This window comes from Clostridium sp. MD294, assembly GCF_000364165.2.
Lineage (GTDB): Bacteria > Bacillota > Clostridia > Lachnospirales > Anaerotignaceae > Coprocola.
The window spans coordinates 1417767-1436865 of record NZ_CP097810.1 but is presented as its reverse complement, the minus strand read 5'-3'; the positions used below and the strand labels follow the sequence as shown (position 1 = coordinate 1436865).

General features: G+C 32.9%; 18 protein-coding genes. 4 read left to right on the top strand and 14 right to left on the bottom strand.

Annotation, left to right across the window (positions count from 1 at the left end; translation table 11 throughout):
* Positions 1–14: 14 nt before the first annotated feature.
* Genes C820_RS07080 through C820_RS07070 form a run of 3 tightly spaced genes read right to left on the bottom strand, consistent with a single transcriptional unit; the run spans position 15 to position 3542 of the window.
* A complete protein-coding gene (locus C820_RS07080) occupies positions 15–1232 on the bottom strand; it encodes an ABC transporter permease (RefSeq protein WP_004038609.1) in 1218 nt (405 codons plus the stop codon).
* A complete protein-coding gene (locus tag C820_RS07075; RefSeq protein WP_004038610.1) occupies positions 1229–1942 on the bottom strand; it encodes an ABC transporter ATP-binding protein in 714 nt (237 codons plus the stop codon). The genes C820_RS07080 and C820_RS07075 overlap by 4 nt, the downstream gene beginning before the upstream one ends.
* Positions 1943–1955: 13 nt before the next feature.
* Positions 1956–3542: an efflux RND transporter periplasmic adaptor subunit gene (locus C820_RS07070; RefSeq protein ID WP_004038611.1), complete on the bottom strand. Its 1587-nt coding sequence runs from the start codon at positions 3540–3542 to the stop codon at positions 1956–1958.
* A gap of 223 nt (positions 3543–3765) precedes the next feature.
* On the opposite strand from C820_RS07070, the gene C820_RS07065 reads away from it, so the two are divergent.
* Together C820_RS07065 and C820_RS07060 are read left to right on the top strand one after the other, a co-directional pair.
* Complete coding sequence (locus tag C820_RS07065) at positions 3766–4809, top strand: TlpA family protein disulfide reductase (RefSeq protein ID WP_004038613.1); 1044 nt, start codon at positions 3766–3768, stop codon at positions 4807–4809.
* A 39-nt stretch (positions 4810–4848) separates the two neighbouring features.
* Positions 4849–5457 (top strand): DUF6891 domain-containing protein, encoded by a 609-nt coding sequence (locus C820_RS07060; RefSeq protein ID WP_004038615.1) that lies wholly within the window; start codon positions 4849–4851, stop codon positions 5455–5457.
* A gap of 103 nt (positions 5458–5560) precedes the next feature.
* Here the strand turns inward: C820_RS07060 and alr are convergent, their stop codons facing one another.
* Both alr and C820_RS07050 read right to left on the bottom strand, forming a co-directional pair.
* Complete coding sequence (gene alr / locus C820_RS07055) at positions 5561–6754, bottom strand: alanine racemase (RefSeq protein ID WP_004038617.1); 1194 nt, start codon at positions 6752–6754, stop codon at positions 5561–5563.
* 133 nt (positions 6755–6887) lie between these two features.
* A complete protein-coding gene (locus C820_RS07050; RefSeq protein WP_004038619.1) occupies positions 6888–7394 on the bottom strand; it encodes a GNAT family N-acetyltransferase in 507 nt (168 codons plus the stop codon).
* 131 nt (positions 7395–7525) lie between these two features.
* On the opposite strand from C820_RS07050, the gene C820_RS07045 reads away from it, so the two are divergent.
* Positions 7526–8413, top strand: coding sequence for a LysR family transcriptional regulator (locus C820_RS07045; RefSeq protein WP_004038621.1), 888 nt, complete (start codon positions 7526–7528; stop codon positions 8411–8413).
* On the opposite strand, the gene C820_RS07040 is transcribed toward C820_RS07045, so the two are convergent.
* The 6 genes from C820_RS07040 to C820_RS07015 form a co-directional block, all read right to left on the bottom strand.
* Positions 8414–8578, bottom strand: a complete 165-nt coding sequence (locus C820_RS07040) for a hypothetical protein (RefSeq protein WP_004038623.1) — start codon at positions 8576–8578, stop codon at positions 8414–8416.
* A gap of 75 nt (positions 8579–8653) precedes the next feature.
* On the bottom strand, positions 8654–10216 hold the full coding sequence (locus C820_RS07035) for an acyl CoA:acetate/3-ketoacid CoA transferase (RefSeq protein ID WP_004038625.1): 1563 nt from the start codon (positions 10214–10216) through the stop codon (positions 8654–8656).
* A gap of 70 nt (positions 10217–10286) precedes the next feature.
* The gene (locus C820_RS07030; protein ID WP_004038627.1) at positions 10287–11408 is read right to left on the bottom strand and encodes a 2-hydroxyacyl-CoA dehydratase subunit D; all 1122 of its coding nucleotides are present in this window, start codon (positions 11406–11408) and stop codon (positions 10287–10289) included.
* A 14-nt stretch (positions 11409–11422) separates the two neighbouring features.
* Positions 11423–12694 (bottom strand): 2-hydroxyacyl-CoA dehydratase subunit D, encoded by a 1272-nt coding sequence (locus C820_RS07025; RefSeq protein WP_004038629.1) that lies wholly within the window; start codon positions 12692–12694, stop codon positions 11423–11425.
* Between the two features lie 16 nt (positions 12695–12710).
* Positions 12711–13496 (bottom strand): acyl-CoA dehydratase activase, encoded by a 786-nt coding sequence (locus C820_RS07020; protein ID WP_004038632.1) that lies wholly within the window; start codon positions 13494–13496, stop codon positions 12711–12713.
* A 576-nt stretch (positions 13497–14072) separates the two neighbouring features.
* Positions 14073–14942 carry a methionyl aminopeptidase gene (locus C820_RS07015; RefSeq protein WP_004038634.1) on the bottom strand — a complete coding sequence of 290 codons (870 nt, stop codon included), beginning with the start codon at positions 14940–14942 and terminating at the stop codon, positions 14073–14075.
* 171 nt (positions 14943–15113) lie between these two features.
* Here C820_RS07015 and C820_RS07010 point away from each other — a divergent pair, with 171 nt between their 5' ends.
* The gene (locus C820_RS07010) at positions 15114–15734 is read left to right on the top strand and encodes a cytidylate kinase-like family protein (RefSeq protein ID WP_004038635.1); all 621 of its coding nucleotides are present in this window, start codon (positions 15114–15116) and stop codon (positions 15732–15734) included.
* Between the two features lie 109 nt (positions 15735–15843).
* Here the strand turns inward: C820_RS07010 and C820_RS07005 are convergent, their stop codons facing one another.
* The 3 genes from C820_RS07005 to C820_RS06995 are packed head-to-tail and all read right to left on the bottom strand — an operon-like array spanning position 15844 to position 18931.
* On the bottom strand, positions 15844–16896 hold the full coding sequence (locus C820_RS07005; protein ID WP_004038636.1) for an electron transfer flavoprotein subunit alpha/FixB family protein: 1053 nt from the start codon (positions 16894–16896) through the stop codon (positions 15844–15846).
* A gap of 46 nt (positions 16897–16942) precedes the next feature.
* Complete coding sequence (locus C820_RS07000) at positions 16943–17737, bottom strand: electron transfer flavoprotein subunit beta/FixA family protein (RefSeq protein WP_004038637.1); 795 nt, start codon at positions 17735–17737, stop codon at positions 16943–16945.
* A 54-nt stretch (positions 17738–17791) separates the two neighbouring features.
* Positions 17792–18931 carry an acyl-CoA dehydrogenase family protein gene (locus C820_RS06995; protein ID WP_004038638.1) on the bottom strand — a complete coding sequence of 380 codons (1140 nt, stop codon included), beginning with the start codon at positions 18929–18931 and terminating at the stop codon, positions 17792–17794.
* Positions 18932–19099: the final 168 nt, after the last annotated feature.

The following is a 19099-nucleotide window of genomic DNA, read 5'->3' as shown; positions in this document are numbered from 1 at the left end:
ACACCCCTTTATTATTATTCAAATCTTAGTGCCTCTATTGGGTCTAATTTTGCAGCTTTATTTGCTGGTGTAACACCAAATATAATACCTATTGCCATAGAAATACCTACAGCCATAACAACTGCACTTACAGACAACACTGGTGTAATACCTGCAAAATGTCCTATTACAAATGCAAATGCAACACCTAGCACCAATCCTGCTATACCACCCATACCAGTCAATATTACAGCCTCTGTAATAAACTGTATTTTAATATCTTTATTTTTTGCTCCTATTGATTTTCGAATACCAATTTCTTTTGTTCTTTCTGTTACAGTTACCATCATAATATTCATAACACCTATTCCTCCTACCAAAAGAGAAATTCCTGCCACAAAACTAATAAACAATGTAACATATGACAATATAGAATTGATAGACTCCACCATTTCAGAAGCATCTTGTATATAATATTTATCTTCATTATTGTGGAATTGTTCCAATGCTGTCATAATTTTTTGTTTCATCATTTCTGTTTGTTCTAAATCTTCTATTAAAACGGAAAAACCATTTAGATTTTTATTGTTGTACAATCTCATTGCTGTAGAAATAGGTAATATTACTGTTTCTGGAAACTCATCACTATATGCGTTCTCTGTAGAGGCATTTGTATTTTCCATAATGCCTATTACAGTATATTTTCCTGTACCTTTCCAAGTTTTTAATTTAATTTTTTCTCCTAAGACACTCTCATCACAATGTCCAAACACTTTTAATGCTGTAGTATCATTTATTACTGCAACATTTGTTCTCATATCTACGTCATTTTTTGAAATATATCTTCCATACAGCATTGTAGGATTATCAATATACAAAGCGTCCGCTGTAACACCTGTTACAGAAGCGGATTTTGTTTCCTGAGGGTCTAGCAATTTAATATAGGTATTTCTTCCGCTATATGTTGTATTGACATAACTAACGCCCTCTACTTCTTTCAGCATATCATAATCGTCCATAGTAAGCAAATCTCTTGTTTCAATATCATTAGAACCGCTTAAACTAATTGTTAAACTACCTGTACCGAAAGACTCAAATTCTTTTTCTATTGCTGCCTGACTTCCATTTCCTATAGAAACAATAGCAATTACTGAGCTGATACCTATAATAATGCCCAGCATTGTCAAAAGCGTTCTCATTTTATTCGAAAAAACATTTCGGAAAGCTGATTTTGCACATTCTCCAAAATTCACATTTTTACACCTCCTGCTAATGTTCTATTTTCTACTAATTCATCTTTTATAATACAACCATCTTTAAAAAGTGCTATTCTTTTTGTATACTGTGCTACATCTGGTTCATGTGTTACCATAACAATAGTTGTACCATCATCATTTAACCCCTGAAATATTTCCATAATTTCTACAGTAGAACGGCTATCTAAATTTCCTGTAGGCTCATCTGCCATTAGTATCGTTGGCTCATTTACTAATGCTCTTGCTATAGCAACTCTTTGTCTTTGTCCTCCTGATAATTCATTTGGTTTATGTTTGACACGTTTTTCAAGTCCTACCTTTTCTAATGCTATCATTGCTTTTTCATATCTTACTTTTTTAGATACTCCTGCATATACCATAGGCAGCTCTACATTTTCCAAAGAAGAAAGTTTTGGAAGCAAATTAAATGACTGAAATACAAACCCTATTTTTTTATTTCTAATTTCTGCTAATTTTTCATCTTTAAATTTCGCTACATCTTCTCCATCTAAATAATAACTACCACTTGTAGGACTATCCAAGCACCCTAATATATTTAACATAGTAGATTTACCAGAACCGCTAGTTCCCATAATAGAAAGAAATTCTCCTTCCTTTACACTCAAATTAATGTCATTTAATGCAGTAACTGACAATTCATTTTGATTATATTTTTTTACTAAATGTTCTAATTTCAATATCTCCATAGTTTTGTCCTCCTTATTTTGGAGTAGTGCCGCCACGATTACCACTGCCACGATTACCGCCACCGCTTGGAGGCATACCACCACCGCTTGGAGGCATACCGCTGCCACCATTTGGCATATTTCCACCCATATTATTCAATATAGAACTATCTTGTTCTATTTTTTTCTGTTCTACTGTTGTAGCAAAATCTGACAAATTTGCACCATCTGTCATATCTTCTGTAGGACTTGTTACAATTCTTTCTCCTATCGTTACACCACTTTCTATTACTGCACTCGTATCATTTGTACTACCTAATACTACATCTGTTTTTTGCAGTACATCATTTTCATCTACTTTATATATATAATAACTATCATCTTTATTCTTTCCTACTGCAGAAAGTGGTACATAAACCACTTCAGACAAATCTTGCACTATAATTTCTAAATCCAATGAAAAACCAGGTTTCATTAATTCATCTGGATTATCCATATGTACTACAATAGGCACTACAGTTTCACTTCCGCTCATAGTAGACTGTGTAGATGCTATAGGTTCAATTTTTGTTACTGTACCTGTATACACTTTTCCTTCTATACCATCACTTGTCATTTCTACTTTTTGTCCTATTTCAATTTGTGCAATGTCATATTCTGAAACATATGCTTCTACATCTAAATTACTTAAATCTGCTATTTTCATCATTACGGTACTATCTGTAAGCATTTGCCCCTCTACTGCATTAGACTCTATTACAGTACCACTAATAGGGCTATATGTTGCTGCAGTTAATTTATTAATATCATATTGTATACTAGATACATTTCTTTGTGCAGTTTCTAATGTATTCTGTTGCTTTTTTATAGAATTTTGTGTTGCAGTACTATTTGTTTTATTTTGGCTTTCTTCTAAATTTAATTGTGCTTTTTGCAATGACAATTCTGCTGTCTGCAATGACAACTCTGTTGTTTGTTTATCATTTTGTGTCTGTGTTAATGTATCCAATGCTTTTTGATATGTCTGTTCCGCAGTATCATATTCTTGTTGACTAATGCCTCCTACTGTAAGCAATTCTGCATTATATTCCATTGTCTTTTTTGCATTATCTACTTCTGTTTGTGCCTGTGCAATTTTAATATCATAGCTATCTATTTGACTTTGTGTATCTTTTATATTTTTTTCTGCATTTACTACTTGATTTTGCAATTCCAATAATTCCGCTCCTTCTACTGGTGCAGACAATTCACTCAATGATATTTTAGCATTTTCTACTGTAGCATTTGCTTCTGCCAATTTATCTTTTAATTCCCTTTGTGTATCTTCTATATCATACGTTACCAATAAATCCCCTTCATTTACTTTATCTCCTACTTCTGCAAATACTTCTTCTACTTCTTGAGAAAGTTCAATAAATATAGAAACTGGGTCAGCTGCTATCGTTGTACCAGAAGCAGTTACTCTTTTAGACAAATCTCCTTTTTCTACTATAGAAATATCGGGTAATTTTGTTTGTGTTTTATTTGTTGTATGAAAAAGTCCTTTAGCATACACACCACTTGCTCCTGCTATCAAAACTACTGCTATACCTAATGCAATTACTTTTTTTGTTGCAGTCATATATTCTCCCTCCATTATATTGCCGTTTTCTCTCTACTTTAAAATATAGTATAAAAAATACCAATTAAAAGGAAATTTACACCCCATTAGAAAAACATTAAAATTAGATAAAGTAAAAAATATTCAAAATACTATTGTTATCTATTAAAAATATATTGTAGTATATTTTCTTTTTCGCTATAATAATATTTGCAATATTATCAATTAGAACAGGAGGTATTTTATGAAAAAATTATTATTCCCTTTATCTATTGCTGTATTACTAGTAATGTCAATTACTCTTTCCGCCTGCAATACAGAAAAAACACAGCAGCAATCTATCTCACAAAATGAAATATCTGACCGCACTGTACAGTTAGACAAATGTGGTTTACAATATGAAGCACCTCAGCAATGGATTGCTTACGAACAAACAAATATGCTCCCTATTACAAACACCACAACAGAAGGAGATATTTATACACAAATACAATACAACTATGTAACAGACAAAGAAATGGAAGCTCTTTCTACACTTTCTAATGAAACATCAGTACAACAGCTTTTACACCCTTTTGGAGAAATACTTGTTTTTAAACAAAATAAATTAGAAAGTGAAGCTGTTCAAAAAGAATTTGCATTGTATCAAAAACAGCAAAAAGTCGCCTCTCAAAAAGATTATGTATATTATATGCTTTCAGAATATACAGGAGATATTTCTTCATTACAGGGACAAGACTTAAAAGCATATCAAACACTTTCTGAAAGTATGCAAACATTAAAACAAACAATTACAGTTTATCCTTTTGACGAAACCATAGTTGCAGAAACAATAAACCAAATCAGAAGAACAATTTCATTTGTTTCTACTACATTAGAAGGAGAAGCAATAGATAGTTCTATATTTGCTAATGCTGATATTACAGTTGTCAATTTTTGGGCTTCTTATTGTTATCCTAATATTAACGAAACAGCTACACTACAGCAATTAAAAACAGAATTAGAAAAAAAATATAACAATGTGCAGTTTATACAAGTAGTCATTGATACACCTCAGCCAGAAGCAGAACAAATTGCAAAACAAGCAAAACAAGAAGCAAATGCAGATTTTATAAGCATTATGACAGACGATACATTAGCAAACTGGATTGTACAAAATTTAGAAGGACTTCCTACTACTATTTTAGTAAATAATCAAGCACAAGTGATAGGAGAGCAAATACAAGGCATACAGTCACTTGAAAAATATATCAATATCATAGAAAATGCTTTAGCAGAACAGAAGTAATCACAATATACTATGTTTATGGAAGGAGTAAAAACTTTTATGGAATGGAAAAGTAAAATAAAAAATAAATGTTGTGCAGATGAATTAGAAGAAATGATAGTCAACTATATTAAAGCTGGTTTTTTGTCAAATGATAACATTTTAAAAGAATGTGAATACTACATTAAAGATTTTTATCGCAATGAATGTGATAATATAACAAAAGATGATTTAATTGAAATCATAGAAGCATTTTGCAAAGAATTTCAAAATACAGGTAATCAAGAAAATTTTCTAAAATTAGATTTCACTTTTCATTCCCTCATGAAACACGGAATTGTTGCATTACATTATGCTGGATATACACAATCAGATGGATTTACAGACTGTAACGAAGTAGCGAATTGGTTAGAGGAAAAAGGAGAAAATATTGTTGGTTGCTGTTTTTATACACAACAAGATTTAGAACATATATTACATGAAGATACTACTTCACTTTATATTTCTTTTGGCAATTACTTTGAAAATCCAACTGCAGAACAAATTGGGCAAATAATTGTTGATGAATTAAGTACTATTGGATTTTGTATTCAATGGGACAAAACTGCTAATACAAAAATTGCAATTAAAAATTTTAAATGGGATAAATATTATACTGACAACAAATAAATTACATATATTTTAATTTTTATACAATGAAAGCATTTTTATAAAAAGAAATAAAAAATCCGCTTATTTTATTATTATAAGCGGATTTTTATATTACAATATATTATTCATATCTGTGCATTACATGATTTACTACACCAATTAATTTACCATTTTCATAATATACTCTTGGCACTCTTTTAGTAATTACACAAGGTATTTCATAGTTAATTGTATTTAACATATTTGCCAATTCTTCTATAGGTAATACAGCATTTCCTTGTTTACCAAATACCACTACCTCATCACCCATTTTTACATCTGGAATATCTGTAACATCTATCATTGTTTGGTCCATACAAACACGTCCTACAACAGGAGCTTTTTTTCCATTTACAAGCATATACGCCTTATTAGAAAGATTTCTGTTATATCCATCTGCATATCCTATAGGTACTGTAGCTATTATTCTTTCTTTGTCTGCTGTGTATGTTCTTCCATAGCTAATTTGTGCACCAGCTTCTACTTTTTTTACCAATGCAATAGATGTTTTTAATGTCATAAGTGGTTTTAAATCAATTCTACCTTCACATTCATCAGATGGAAGCATACCATATGTAATAATACCAGAACGTACCATATCAAGCTGTTTTTCTGGATAACTAATTGTTGTAGCACTATTTGCACAATGGCAAATGCCCATATTCAAACCCTTTTGCTGGCAAGCTTTTATCATTTTTTGGAAACGGTCAAACTGCATTTCTGTAAATTGTGGGCAATCTCCGCTATAAGTATCTGCTACTGCATGATGTGTAAATGTTCCTGCAATATGAATGTTTTTGAGTGAAAACACTTCTATAATATTATCTAATGATTTTTGGAAATTATCATCATCGCACTGGAAGCCCACTCTCGTCATACCTGTATCCAATTTGATATGGCCTTCTACTACAACACCTGCTTTTTCTGCTTCTGCATTGAGTGCTTTTGCATAATCCAATGATATAATTGCTTGTGTTATTTTTTCATCAGAAAGCATTTTTGCACATTCTACAGGAGTATAACCTAATATCAATATAGGTTGTGTAATATTTTGTTTTCGCAGACTGATGCCTTCTTCTACATTAGATACACCAAACCAATCAAATCCATTTTCTGCTAATTTTTTGGCAATGATACCATCGCCATGTCCATAGGCATCTGCCTTTACAATACCCATTAACAAATGTTTTCCTTTTAAAGAAGCTTTTATGTTATCAATGTTATACTTTAATGCGTTTAAATCAATTTCTGCCCACGTTCTTTTTACAAATTCCATATTTGCCGCTTCCTTTCTTATCTATATTGCACAATATTTTATATTTTTTCCACTTTTTTTAGTATACCACGACTAAAAACACATTGCAATATTTCATTAAAATAAATATTGTACATTATAAAATAAATTTATATTATGTTAATATTTTTTCAAAGGCAATTTTATCACTATCCACAAACCAAACAGTACCACAATATACAAAACCATTTTTTTGAAGTACGTGCTGCATAATTTTATTTTTATTATCTGTATCTACTTTAATACTATTGATACCTTTTTGTTTACACAGTTTTTCTACCAATTGAATAATAATATCTGATAATCCCTTTCCTACTTTTTGTTTTGAAGCAACTAAACGATGAATTACTGCATAATCTTCATTACTTTTCCATTGTCCTTTTATATTTTTATAAGCAGGTTCTCCTTCAAAATCAACACACATATAAGCTAACTCATTTACACCATCTGTTACAAAATATCCTCTATTACACATAATATCTTCTTTTACAATTTCTATATCAGGATAGCCTGTTTGCCACTGGTCAATGCCTTGTTGTCTTAAATATTTCTTTCCATCATCAATCATATTCATTGCTATTTCAATATCTTCTATATTAGCTTGTTTTAAAAAATATTCCATAACTTATTCTCCTTTTTTTATATTATTGTGTTATCTCTTTCTATCTGATAGAATAACACTATAAAATACTTTTGTAAAATGAAAATATTAAAAGTAATACTTCAATATTTTTAAAGTAAGGAGAGTTATTTATGGAAATAAAATATTTAAAAACATTTCTCACAATTATAGAACAAGGTAGTTTTTCAAAAGCTGCACAAAAATTAAACTACACACAATCTACTATTACATTTCAAATCAATCAGCTAGAACAAGAATTTTCTATTACTCTTTTTGAAAAAATAGGTAGAAATATGTTATTAACAAAAGCTGGAAAACAGTTTATTCCTTATGTCAAAAATGTTTTAAATGAAATGGATAAATTATATTATTTCGAAAAGGATTTAGCAGAATACCAAGGAGATTTACATATTGGTATAGGTGAAACATTACTATGTTACAAACTTCCCAATGTCATAAAGCAGTTTCGTGCTATTGCTCCAAAAACAAAATTATTTCTTCGTTCCATGAATTGTTATGACATACGAAACAGTATTTTAAATGGTACACTTGATTTAGGTGTTCTTTATGAAGACATAGGTGGATTAAATTCTAATATTATATCTCATATGATTGGTCATTATGATGTTACTTTAGTTGCTTCTCCAGATATGAAAAAAAAATATTATGACTTTATTACTCCAAATCAAAATATACCTGTAGCATTTATTATAAATGAAAAAAATTGTATATTTAGACAAATATTTGAGAGATATTTACAACAAAAATCAATTACATTAAGTCATACTATAGAATTATGGAGTATACCTACTATTAAAAATTTAGTAAAAAGTAATACAGGATTATCTTATCTTCCAAAATTTACTGTACAATCCGAATTAAAAAATGGAGAATTAGTAGAAATTCCCACAGATATTACACATTCAAATATTACTGCTATATGTGCTTATCATAAAAATAAATGGCTAAGTCCTGCAATGAAACTATTTATAGACACTCTAAAAAAAGCAGAATTATAACTACTTTTTAATTTTTTTATAATATGTAATACTTATCAATGCAAACAACATCGGTATTACAGCATATCCCGCATTTACAGCACCATTATAATAAAGCACATACCCAGCACCTAAAAATGTTAATATCACAAATACTACGCTCAATAACCATACTAATTTTTTCATATTTTTGTCACTCTCTTTCAAACACTAATTTATAATAAAAAAGAGGCCAACAAAAGCCAGCCTCTTTATTATATATTAGTCTTGTTTTAATCCCATGAGAGCATCTGCAAACAAACGTGCGTCCATTAATTTTGGTTCGCCCTCTATAACTGGTTTAAATTCCATTTGGTCGAGTATATCTTTTTGAAGGTCAATACCAGGTGCAATTTCTGTTAAATGCAATCCATCAGCTTTCAATTCAAATACACATCTTTCTGTAATATACATTACTTGTTGTTTATTTTGTAATGCAATATCGCCATTAAATGTTACTTGACCAACTTGTTTAATGAATTTTTTCTGTTTTCCTTCTTGTTCAATAACAACTTTGCCATCTACTACTTTTACTTTTAATCCACCTGCTGTAAATGTTCCACAGAAGAATACTTTTGGTGAATTTTGAGTAATATTGATGAAACCACCACAACCTGCAATTTTAGGGCCAAATCTAGAAACGTTAATATTTCCTTTTTCATCACATTCAGCCAATCCTAAATATGCACAGTCAAGTCCACCACCATCATAGAAGTCAAATTGATAAGCATGTTCAATCAATGCGTCTGCATTTCTTGTAGAACCAAATTGTGGACCACCTTGAGGAACACCACCAATAGCACCACTTTCTGCTGTCAATGTCATATAGTCGCCTATACCTTCTTCACTTGCTACAGATGCTACATATTCAGGAGCACCTACACCTAAGTTTACAACAACATCTTTTTCTAATTCTAATACACCACGTCTACCTATAATTTTCTTTGCACTTAATGGCAATGGAGCAGGTGCAACATCTGGTGCTTTCTTTTCGCCAGAAAGAGTTGGGTCATATTCACAACCAATAGATTGTTCATGGTCTGCTGGGTCTGCTACTACTACATAGTCAACATAAATTCCAGGTATTCTTACATTACGTGGGTCTAATGTTCCGGATTTTACTACTCTTTCTACTTGAACAACTACAATACCTTTTCCTTCGGAATTTTTTGTAGCTTGTGCAACAGAAGTAGCTTCCAATGGAGCAACTTCTTTTTCTAATGTAATATTTCCATTTTCATCAGCATAAGTACCTCTAATAAATGCTACATTGATTGGGAATGATGGATAGAAAAGATAATCTTCTCCTTCAAAATTTACTAATTTTACAATATCTTCTTTTGTAATATCATTTACTTTACCGCCACCATTTCTTGGGTCGATAAATGTTCCCATACCAATTTTTGTTAATATACCAGGTCTATGTCCAGCAATTTCTCTAAATAATTGCACTAATGCACCTTGAGAAACATTATATGCTTCCATTTCATTATTTAAAGCCATTTTTCCAAGTGCAGGAACTGTTGCCCAATGTCCAGCGATAAATCTTTTTAAAAGACCTTTATGAGCATAACGTTCACCGCCACAGCCATCTCTATTTCCTTGAGAACCTGCATAAATATATGTAATATTACTTGGGTGTCCTGTTTCAAGAAATCTCTTTTCTACTGCTTTATTTAATGCTTCTGGTATAGAACTGCCGACAAAACCACTAGTGGTTAATGTATCGCCATCTTCAATTAAATTTGCTGCTTCTGCTGCTGTGATAATTTTCACTTTTCTCATAATACAAAAAGCCTCCTATATTTTTTAATAGTAAAGGGACAACTCCAAGAGCTGTCCCCTATATAAAATATTACATATTTTCTACAAAGCTCTGTACTCTTGTTCTAACTTGTTCAAATGCAGTCGCTTCTTGGTCAACTTCAATCATGAGGCTCTTAATGCCTTTTTCTTCAAATTGTCTGTAGTATACTGGGTAATCCCATTCTTCTGGGTCACAGAATTTCATCATGCAAACGATAACTGCATCTGCTCCTGTTTGAGCAACCATATCCATAAGCATTTTGCCACGGATTTTCTTTGTATCTGTTGCTACTGAACAGCCATAAAATTGCTGCCATTGTTTTGCCAATCTATAAAGAGGACCTTCTTCTCCATCAATAACATCTGTACGAATTTGTCTGGACTCTTGTGCCAAGTCATCAGCTACTACTGCAACACCAAATTCTTTGAATATATCAAGTAATTCATTTGGTTCTGCCATAATACCTGTAAGAATAACTTTTTTGCCGTCCCAAGGTTTTACTTCAGATGCTTTGATTTCATCAATCAATTCTCTTACTAATGCTGTATGTTTGGATTTTTCCATAAACATTCTGGATTTGAATACAGCATGACGTGCAACTGGGTCAATTACTTGTGGGTAATCTGCTGCTACTTTTACAAATTCTCTCATAACTGCTCTATTTTCATTATAAACTTTAATAGATGCTTCGATAGCAGAGTTTGTAATTGTTTCACCAACAATTTTTTCTAATTTTGTTTTGATTAATTTGTATTCTTCTACCAAGAATTTATTTGCAGCTTCAAGAGGTCTATTCTGTGGGTGTGTGAATACGATTGTTGGTGATGTGCCTTTCCATTTCTGGCTTAAGCATTTTAATGTATCACATGGTACAGAAATTAATACTGCTGCTAAATCATCATATGCACCTTCACATTGTAATTCCATAATTTGTTGCATAATGGAACAAGCAAATGGTGGCAAATATGTACGTGCTTTTGCTATTTGTTTTTGTCCGCCCCAAATACCCATTGGAAGGTATCCTGTTGCATGAACTAATTCTTCTGGTGCATACAATGGCATAATACCAATCGCACCTTTTCCTGTTTCTGCTTTATAGTCGTCCATTGCTTTTTTTGGATTTGCTGCAACGTCTGCTAATTGTTTTAATATAGCTTCTACTTTACTCATTATTCTTCTCCCCCTTATTCTGCTGCTGCTAAATTAGCTTCCATCATTTCAGCCAGAGCTTGAACACGTGTATCGAACTGTGCTGGTGCAAAGTTACGAGGGTCTGTCTGGTCGCCGTCAAAGCTTACATATGGCAGACCTGTTCTCTCTTTAATAATCTCTGCTGTTTCTACATTCAAAAAGCTCATTAATTTACAGCTTCTATTTAAGTGGTAAACAATACCATCACATTTTCCGCCATTTACGATATTAAGCAGAACATTAACTTTGTTTTCAAGGCAAGTATTGATATAAATTCTTGTATATGCTTCTGCCATAGAATGAAGAGAATCATCATGTGCATCATAATGCAAATCCCAAAGTCCTGGATATGCAGAACCTGTCATAATGCTGCCAAGGGATTTCAATGATTTGAATGTGTGTCCCAAATATGGCCATACAGCAATACCTTCCCATGTTACACGTGTTTTTTCTGCACCTTTAAATGCGTAAATGCCAGCTGCAAGATTTGCTTCTAATTCATCAGCAAATTTCTTAAATGTGATTTCAGCATAATCCAAACTTCTACAAGCAACAATCAATGCCATGTAGTTGAACAAGTCAAAGCAGTTCAATGGAGATGGTTTATAAGAAGACATTTTCGCAATTCTGTTCCATTGATATACAGAACGTTGTGTTTGGTCTTTTACTTCTTGGAATTTTTTGTAATCAAATGGTCTACCACAAATTACTTCCAACTGAGAAATTGCATTTCTAAACTGGTCAGCAATATATGCTTTTGCATATTCTGGAATTGGCATTGTATGGTTAAATGGTACGTCGATTACAATACATGGAATATCTAATTCTACTGCAAGGTTTTCATACCATTTCAAAAGTGTATTACAGATATTATTACATGTGATTACTAAGTCAGGCAGTGGCACTTTTGCTGCTGGAGAATTAGCGAGTACCTCAGGTGTTTTGCCTGTCATTGCTTGTTCTTTCAACAGTTCCATATAGCCCATATTTACACGACCATAAGAACAGCAGTCTATAGAGTAACCTTTTCTATCTGCAACTTCTAACATATCCAATGCACCTTTTTTTGCACCGATACCAGCTGCGTGTGTTTCAGGATAAATCATAGCAATACCCATTGTTACACAGAATTCTGGTGGAGCTACAGAAGCAGACCAACAAACTAAGTCGCCCCTTGCTTTTGCATCTCTTGCATCCTGATCAGCTTTTGCCTGATAGTATGCCAACAATTCTTTTGCTTTCATGCCTTCTGTTGTTATACTCATTCTAATCCCTCTTTCTTTAATTTTTTTGCTTTTTTGCTTCTTCGTATGCGAACAATGCCGCACCGAGAGCTCCCGTTGTTTGTGGATTTGGTGCCACAATAACTTCTTTTTTTAATTCTCTCGCAACTGCACGTACTACACCAGCGTTTTTGGCAACACCGCCAGTCATTACTACTGCATCTTCTAATCCTCCTCTGTATGCAAGACCACACGCCTTACTTGCTACAGATTGATGCACACCTTTAATAATACTATTTTTATCAACGCCTTTTGATAACTGAGAAATTACCTCAGATTCTGCAAATACTGTGCAGGTGCTACTGATAGAAGCTGCTTGCTCTGCTTTTGCATCACATTCAGCCATATCGTCTATTGTTGTTTCCAGAACTCTTGCCATAACGTCAAGAAATCTGCCTGTGCCTGCTGCACATTTATCATTCATAAAAAACTGCTTTACACCACCCCTATTATCTAAGCGAATTGCTTTGGCATCTTGTCCGCCAATGTCAATAATGGTGCGTGCAGTAGGTACCAAATGAAATATTCCTTTTGCATGGCAACTGATTTCACTAATTTGTTTATCAGCATCTTCAAATGCAAAACGTCCATAGCCTGTTGCTACTAATTTTGTAATATCTGCTCTTGTCAAGCCACTTTTTTCATAAGCTTGTTCCAAAGCTCTTTGTGGGCCAGAAGAGCCTGTTCCTACTTGAACTACTTCTGCGGCAACAATGCGTTCTCCATCTTCCAATATAACAACTTTTGAAGAGGCAGAACCAACATCAACTCCCATTGTATACATGAAATAACCTCCTTAAAAACTGTTGTGTTTTCAGTTTTTATTACTTATCTGTTTTTTTGCTTTTGTAAGAATTGTTTTATTATATTTTAGCAAAATGCAATAGAAAATACTTATATTTTTCAATATAAGCACTACAAAATAGTCAATGATAAAATCACAATTTGTATTTCTTTTATCATTTTTGTCTATTATACCATCTTTATTTATTGATTGCAACTAATATTGTTAAAAATTTATTTTATTTTTATTAATTCTTTTCTAGTTCAAATCATATTATACTACTCTACATTGTTTTTTATACTTAATTTCTTTTAAAAATATAACTTCCTTTTTTTGCTATTTTATTTATTATTTGTTCATATTGTATTTTTATAAAAAAAATTATGCGTTTTTTTTAGCCATTATGTAGTTTCCTTTTTTTTGAAATTGCTTGTTTTGTTTTCTATTTTAACAAATATCTTTTTTTACTTCCACAAAACATTTTTTCACTCCCTTTGTTAATAAATTTTCAATAATACAAAAAGACAAAATCAATATTATGACTTTGCCCTTTATTACTTTTTCTATTAATTCATTTTATTTTGTCAATATTTCAACACCATCTTCTGTAATTGCAACAGTATATTCCCACTGTGCTGACAATGTACCATCTTGTGTATATATTGTCCAACCATTATCTGCATCTTGATACACTTCTCTTTTTCCTGCATTTATCATAGGTTCTATTGTGAATACCATTCCTGGCACTAACACCATTCCTGTATTTTTTCTCCCTACATGGCATACATATGGTTCTTCATGAAATCCTAATCCTACTCCATGCCCTCCAATTTCTTCTACTACTGCATAGCCATTCTTTTTGGCAATGTTATTTACTGCATATCCTACATCTCCCAAATATCCCCATGCTTTTACTGCTTCCAACCCTGCATCTAAACATTGTTTTGTGACTTCTACTAATCTTTTCGCTTCCTCAGACACTTCTCCTATACAAAACATTCTTGAAGCATCTGCATAATATCCGTTTAATATTGTTGTTACATCTACGTTAACAATATCACCATTTTTTAATATTCTATTTTTATCTGGAATACCATGACACACCTCATTATTCACAGATGTACATACGCTCTTTGGAAATCCTTTATAATTTAGTGGTGCAGGTATTCCTCCATTTTTTACAGTATATTCATGCACCAATGTATTGATTTCTTCCGTTGTCATACCTTCTTTAATATGCTGCTCTACCAAATCTAATACTTTTGTATTTAATTTTCCACTTTCTCTTATTCCTTCTATTTGTTCAGCTGTTTTTATAATTTTATGTGGTGGTACTAATATACCTTCTTTTTTCATCGCCTCTAATTTTTCATCAAATGCCAAATGACAAGATTTATATTTTTTATGACTTCCACACCAGCATGGGTCATTTCTTCCTAATTTCATTATGATTTCTCCCTTCTTTTCCATTTCACTTTATCATACCACAAGCATACAAAACTTGCTAATAAAATCAAAAAATTTTTTACAAAAATACGAAAAATATGTTATACTATATATATCAAATATCATTGTGCATTTTTGATAAATCTTTCCCCAATAAAGGAGTGAACATATATGGATAAAAAATTTATTATTACTATAGGAAGACAATACGGAAGTGGCGGAAGAATAATAGGACAAAAAATTGCCAAAGATTTAAACATACCTTGTTATGACAAAGAATTATTAACTATTGCAGCAAAAGAAAGCGGTTTTTCAGAAGAAATATTCAAAACTATGGACGAAAAACCTACAGGCAGTTTTTTATATTCTCTTGTTGCTGGTACTTACGGAACTAACTATGTCAATAATCATTTACCACTTAATCACAAGCTTTTTTTAGCTCAATTTGATGCCATTCGCAGCATCGCTGACAAGGGTTCTTGTGTCATTGTGGGTCGTTGTGCTGATTATGCCTTAGCTGATTACAATGTAAATTGCATTAATGTATTTATTCATGCTGACCTACAACATAGAGTAGAACGTGCCATAAATGAATATGGTATTTCTTCAGAAAAAGCTGAGGAAACTGTACAAAAAAATGATAAGCAACGTGCTAGTTATTACAATTTCTATTCTGACAAAAAATGGGGTGCTGTAGACCATTATGACATCACACTTGACAGTGGCAAATTAGGCATAGACAACACTGTAGAAATGATAAAACACTTTATCTCTTTATATCAAAATAATTAACTTTTTTATTACATCAATTATAAAACCCCCTTGCAATTACTGCAAGGGGGTATATTTGTTACACCGCGTGGACACAATTTCTATTTTTTATATATTTATCAGTATCAGATTACTGAGCAGCTTTTTCAGCTTTTGCTTTTCTGATAGCTTCAGCTAATTTAGGAAGAATAACTTTTACGTCACCAACAATACCTAAATCGGAAACATCAAATATTGCTGCTGTGTCATTCTTGTTAATGGAGATAACAAGTTCAGAACCTTCCATACCAGCAACGTGCTGAATTGCTCCAGAAATACCACAAGCAAGATACAAGTCAGGTCTAACTGTTTTACCTGTTTGACCAACTTGACGGTCTTTTTCAATCCAACCAGCGTCAACACAAGCTCTAGAAGAGCCAACTTCTGCACCAAGTGCATCTGCTACATCTCTTACTAAATTGAAGCCTTCTGGACCGCCAATACCACGACCACCAGATACAATCAATTTTGCTTCTGTTAAGTCGATAGATTTCTTTTCTGCTTTTACAACTTCCATGATTTCAACATTCATGTCAGCATCTGTAAATGCAACATCTAATTTAATTACTTCGCCTTTTCTACTTTCATCTTTTGCTATTCTTTTCATAACGCCAGGACGTACAGTAGCCATTTGTGGTTTTGTTCTTGGGCACATCAATGTTGCCATCAAGTTACCGCCAAATGCAGGACGTGTCATGAGCAATGCTCTTGTACCATCTGTACAACCCATAGACTCTTCTTTAGCAATTTCTTCTTCAGTTTTAGCCATTCTTAAACCTGTACAGTCAGCAACAAGACCTGTTTTTACACGGCTTGCTAATCTAGGAGCAACGTCACGACCTATAGAAGAAGCACCAAAAAGCATAATTTCTGGGTCATATTCTTTTACAACTTGTGTTAATGCTTTTGTATATGGTTCTGTAACATATTCTTTCAAATATGGGTGTTGAATTAACACAACTTTATCTGCACCATAGTGGAATAATTTATCAACTTCGCCTTCTACGCCATCGCCAAGTAATACAGCAACTACGTCATCTTTTAAATCTTCTTTTAATCTTGTAGCCTCACCAATCAGCTCAAGTCCAACGTTTTGTACTTTACCGCTTCTTTGTTCAACTACTACATATATACCTTTACTCATTGTAGGGTTCTCCTCCTTTAATAATTCTAACGTTTTCGTTTGTTAATTAGATAATGAATTTTTCTTCCAATTTGTCAACAATAGCTTTAACAGCTTGTTCAGCAGACAAATCTTTGAGGATTGTACCAGCACCTTTTACTTCTTTTGTGAAGGACTGATATACGTTTGTTGGTGAACCCTTCAAGCCAATCATATCAAGCTCAAGGTTATCTTTTAAATCTTCGAAACCAAGTACTTTGATTTCTTTTTCATATGCTTCCACAACGCCTCTAACATTCATGTATCTTGGTTGTGCTAATTCAGCAATTGCTGTCAAAAGGCAAGGTGTTTTGATTTTGATGATGTGGTATCCATCTTCAAATTGTCTTCTTACAACAAGGTGGTCAGCTGCTACTTCTTGAATATCTTCTACATAAGAAACTTGTGGTAAAGAAAGTTTTTCACCAATCTGTGGTCCAACCTGTGCTGTGTCACCATCGATAGCTTGACGGCCTGTAATAATTACATCATATTCTAATGTTTTTAATGCAGCTGCCAAAATACCAGATGTCGCATATGTGTCAGAACCACCAAATTCTCTAGCAGAAACAAGTATTGCTTCGTCACAACCCATAGCCAACGCTTCTCTTAATGCAACGTCTGCCTGTGGAGGTCCCATTGATACTACTGTAACTGTGCTACCAGCCATTTTTTCTTTTAACTGTAATGCAGCTTCAATACCTGTTTTATCATCTGGGTTGATGATACTAGGAACGCCATCTCTTATCAGAGTGCCTGTTTTTGGGTCAATTTTAACTTCAACTGTATCTGGTACTTGTTTAATACATACAACGATTTTCATTATAGTTCTCCTTCCGAAATTTTCATATTTAGTTTTCTGGCTAACGATTGTTTATCAAACCTTCATAGAACCGGAGATGATCATCTTCATAGCTTCAGAAGTACCTTCATAGATTTCTGTAATTTTCGCATCTCTCATTGCTCTTTCAACTGGATATTCACGGCAATAGCCATAACCACCAAGAAGTTGTACGCAAATTCTTGTTACTTCATTTGCTACGTCAGAAGCAAACAATTTACACATAGCTGCTAATGGAGCATAGTTTTCATGGTTATCTTTTGCTGTTGCTGCTCTCCAAACCATCAATCTAGCTGCATCTACTTTTGTTTGACATTCAGCTAATTTGAATTGTGTGTTCTGATATTTATTAATTGTTCTTCCGCCTTGTTTTCTTTCTTTTACATATTTCATAGCTTCATCAATAGCACCCTGTGCAATACCTACAGATTGTGCACCAATACCAATACGTCCGCCACCCAATGCTGTCATAGCAATTTTGTAGCCCTGTCCTTCTTTGCCAAGCATTCTGCTTGCAGGTACTCTTACGTTTTCATATGTAACAGCACAGTTAGAAGCTGCTCTAATACCCATACGTTCTATGTTTTCACTTACAGAAATACCAGGCATTGTTCTATCAAGTACGAATGCAGACATTCCTCTAGGTCCTTTGGATTTATCTGTTAATGCAAATACTACAAATGTATCAGCAAATCCAGAGTTTGTTGTAAACATTTTAGAACCATTGATGATATAGTCATCTCCATCTTTATCAGCTGTTGTTTGTACACCAGCAGCATCTGTACCAGCATTTGGCTCTGTTAAACCATAGCAACCAACTTTATGTCCATCTACTAATGGTCTTAAAAATTCTTGTTTTTGTTCCTCTGTACCAAATTCATTGATACATGCACAGCAAAGAGATGTGTGTACAGAAAGTGTAATACCTGTAGAAGCATCTACTTTAGACATCTCTTCCATAGCTAATGTATATGTTAATACATCAGCACCCTGTCCGCCATACTCTCTGGAGTAAGGAATACCGAAAGCACCGATTTTCTGAAGCTTAGCAACTAATTCTTGAGAATATTCCTCAGCTTCGTCCATATCTTTTGCGATTGGTTTAATTTCTGTTTCAGCGAAGTTTCTAAATAATTCTTGCTGTAACAACTGTGCTTTTGTTAATTTGAAATCCATTTAATATTCCTCCTATATGTTTAATAAATTTTAAACAACTGATTTCCTGTCCACCAGCCATTTAACTAAAACCGACCTTATTACTTTAGCTTATGCCTAAAAAGAGGTCATTGACAGCCGCTTTCTATACAAAAAAAAGAAATACAGTGTCCTTACAAGAACTACTAT

Excerpts from the sequence above, each read along its gene's own strand:
- C820_RS07075 (WP_004038610.1), bottom strand. The coding sequence starts at position 1,942 with ATGGAGATATTGAAATTAGAACATTTAGTAAAAAAATATAATCAAAAT.
- C820_RS07070 (WP_004038611.1), bottom strand. The coding sequence starts at position 3,542 with ATGACTGCAACAAAAAAAGTAATTGCATTAGGTATAGCAGTAGTTTTG.
- C820_RS07065 (WP_004038613.1), top strand. The coding sequence starts at position 3,766 with ATGAAAAAATTATTATTCCCTTTATCTATTGCTGTATTACTAGTAATG.
- C820_RS07060 (WP_004038615.1), top strand. The coding sequence starts at position 4,849 with ATGGAATGGAAAAGTAAAATAAAAAATAAATGTTGTGCAGATGAATTA.
- alr (WP_004038617.1), bottom strand. The coding sequence starts at position 6,754 with ATGGAATTTGTAAAAAGAACGTGGGCAGAAATTGATTTAAACGCATTA.
- C820_RS07050 (WP_004038619.1), bottom strand. The coding sequence starts at position 7,394 with ATGGAATATTTTTTAAAACAAGCTAATATAGAAGATATTGAAATAGCA.
- C820_RS07045 (WP_004038621.1), top strand. The coding sequence starts at position 7,526 with ATGGAAATAAAATATTTAAAAACATTTCTCACAATTATAGAACAAGGT.
- C820_RS07040 (WP_004038623.1), bottom strand. The coding sequence starts at position 8,578 with ATGAAAAAATTAGTATGGTTATTGAGCGTAGTATTTGTGATATTAACA.
- C820_RS07035 (WP_004038625.1), bottom strand. The coding sequence starts at position 10,216 with ATGAGAAAAGTGAAAATTATCACAGCAGCAGAAGCAGCAAATTTAATT.
- C820_RS07030 (WP_004038627.1), bottom strand. The coding sequence starts at position 11,408 with ATGAGTAAAGTAGAAGCTATATTAAAACAATTAGCAGACGTTGCAGCA.
- C820_RS07025 (WP_004038629.1), bottom strand. The coding sequence starts at position 12,694 with ATGAGTATAACAACAGAAGGCATGAAAGCAAAAGAATTGTTGGCATAC.
- C820_RS07020 (WP_004038632.1), bottom strand. The coding sequence starts at position 13,496 with ATGTATACAATGGGAGTTGATGTTGGTTCTGCCTCTTCAAAAGTTGTT.
- C820_RS07015 (WP_004038634.1), bottom strand. The coding sequence starts at position 14,942 with ATGAAATTAGGAAGAAATGACCCATGCTGGTGTGGAAGTCATAAAAAA.
- C820_RS07010 (WP_004038635.1), top strand. The coding sequence starts at position 15,114 with ATGGATAAAAAATTTATTATTACTATAGGAAGACAATACGGAAGTGGC.
- C820_RS07005 (WP_004038636.1), bottom strand. The coding sequence starts at position 16,896 with ATGAGTAAAGGTATATATGTAGTAGTTGAACAAAGAAGCGGTAAAGTA.
- C820_RS07000 (WP_004038637.1), bottom strand. The coding sequence starts at position 17,737 with ATGAAAATCGTTGTATGTATTAAACAAGTACCAGATACAGTTGAAGTT.
- C820_RS06995 (WP_004038638.1), bottom strand. The coding sequence starts at position 18,931 with ATGGATTTCAAATTAACAAAAGCACAGTTGTTACAGCAAGAATTATTT.